The organism is Streptomyces sp. NPDC026394 (assembly GCF_055567735.1).
On the sequence record NZ_JBVHPX010000066.1, the window covers coordinates 1 to 2127 of the forward strand.

2 protein-coding genes are annotated in these 2127 nt (G+C 68.0%); both read right to left on the reverse strand.

Translation table 11 applies throughout. The features are described from left to right. Positions 1–10: 10 nt before the first annotated feature. The gene (locus ACZ4QV_RS42420) at positions 11–487 is read right to left on the reverse strand and encodes a GNAT family N-acetyltransferase (RefSeq protein WP_467764561.1); all 477 of its coding nucleotides are present in this window, start codon (positions 485–487) and stop codon (positions 11–13) included. Positions 488–525: 38 nt separating this feature from the next. Next, entirely contained in the window at positions 526–1989 is a 1464-nt protein-coding gene (locus ACZ4QV_RS42425; RefSeq protein WP_467764562.1) for an NF041680 family putative transposase, read from the reverse strand. Positions 1990–2127: the final 138 nt, after the last annotated feature.

Consider the following 2127-nt stretch of genomic DNA (forward strand, 5'->3'; position numbering starts at 1 on the left):
AGCTTGTTGTTTAACCTCCGGTGGCTGTGACGTCGCGGAGTCGAGTGCTCGGGCAGAGGTAGAAGAGTTCGGGATCTTCCTCGTCGAGGCCGTGGAGCAGACCGACGGGGTGCCAGCTGGCGCGTTGTAGTAGTTGCTGCATGGGGTGGTTGGAGACGTTGGTTGATGTGAACAGCTTGGTGGTGGTGCATACGGTCTCGACGGCCGTGAGGAGACGTGCGCCCACACCTCGTCGGCGGGCGCTGGGGGCGACCATCAGCATGGTGACGAAGCCTTGCTCGAAGAAGCTGTACTCCAGCACGCTGTAACCCAAGGGTCCGGATGAGTCTCGGGCCATCAGGACCGCACCCTGTTCGCACCAGTGCCGGATGTTGTCCCGTCGTGTGTGGTCGCCTGTTGCCGCGACAGAATCGATCTTGGCTAACGCGGCCCAGTCCGATGGGTCTGCACGGTCCACTTGAAGCCCGCTGAGGTTCTCGACGTCCATGGGTGCATCGTGGCAGCGTATGGGCGGTTGGTGCTCGCCTATTGGATTCGGCGGGGCTTGGTTCCCTTCTTGTGGTGTGCGGGGCGGCTGTATGCCTCGCCGGTGGCGAGGGCGCGTCCCACGTCGTGCCGGGTGGCTGGGTGGCGGTTCTTCGAGCCGAGCGGTCGACCGGGGCCGGGATGGGACGGTTTCGGTGCACCGGCCAGGGAGCCGGTCTTCACACGCAGGTTTCTGAACCCCCTGCGGACCCGGGCGGGCGTCAGCTTGTTCGGCTCGGCCGGCTTCTCCCAGGGCCGCCGGAGATCGGTGGCCAGTGACCGGGCGAGCCGGAGCTGGGCATAGGCGGCGATCACCAGCCATGTCCACCGGTCGGCCGCCTCCGAACTGCGGAGCCTGGGCCTGGTCCACCCGAGTGTCTGCTTGAACAGGCGGAACGTGTGCTCGAGATCGAAGCGGCGGAGGAAGGACTGCCAACAGCGGTTCACGTCGTTCGCGGTGGCGGCGGTGCCCGACCACCACAGCCAGACCGGCTTGTTCACCCCGCCACTGGGCAGCTTCTCCACGGTCAGACGGATGACGGTGCCCTCGATGATGGGCAGCGGTCCGTCGTGGTCGAGCCAGGCCGCCCGCCGGGTCAGCCTCGGGTGCAGCCGGTCCCACGCCTGCGCGGTCGCTGGGCCGTAGAGGCGGGTGTCTGTGACGGTCACGGCCTGCTCTGTGCCCCAGGTGGTGGGGTCGCCGAAGACGAACTCGCCGCCATGCTTGGGCGGTCGGCCGCCCTTGGGGTCGTAGACCCGCGTTGGGGTGGGCCGGCGCATCACACGGTCGGAGCGGAGCCGGCCGAGGATCTCGACGGGCAGGTCGTGCAGCAGGTGGGCGATCCGGGGTGCGTCGTATCCGGCGTCCAGCACGACCAGGACCTCCGGATCGCCCGCCTTCCACTGCTCGGCGGCGATGAGCCGCTCGACCAGCCCGCGAATCTGGACCGTGGTCACTGCGGCGACGTCCGCGCCTGGCTCCAGGCGGACCGCGTCCAGCACTGCCGTCCACGACGTCCGACCGGTCTCCAGCGCGGCGACGATCGAGTACGGCCAGCCCGGGATCATCTGGTGCTTGCCCTCACCTCGGCCGAAGGTGTGGCAGAAGGACCGGTCAGGGCAGGTGTTGGCGTCCGGCCGCAGCCATGGCGAGACGTCCGCAGCCAGCACAATCCGGCCGTCCGCAGCCCTCGGCAGCGGCACCCCCGCCAGCGCGCGACGAAGCCGGGAAACGTCGATCCGTCCGTCGTTGAGGCCGCTGTAGAGGGCGCCGTGACCGCGGCGGTGTTCCGGCGCGAGCGCCAGGTCGACAAGCGTCCGCACCGGCCCGTCCGTGCACAACAGCGCATCGCATAGCTCGAACAGCGCGTCGCCCCGCGCGGTCAGACACGCGTACAACTCCGCCCGGAAGCATGACACTTCCGCAAACGCATCCCGCAGGACGCCCTGATAACCCAGACTCACGACCACGGCCTTCGCGCTGGTTCCTCTGCCTCTGTGACGGAGCACAGGATCAGGCGAAGGCCGCCTTCGCGTCCGCTGAACTGCGGAAACGCTGGTCAAGTTCGAATCGCGTTCGACGCCAGACCTTAAATGACAAGC

What these genes read in the sequence shown, in the direction of transcription:
- ACZ4QV_RS42420 (WP_467764561.1), bottom strand. Translation starts at nt 487, where the DNA reads ATGGACGTCGAGAACCTCAGCGGGCTTCAAGTGGACCGTGCAGACCCA.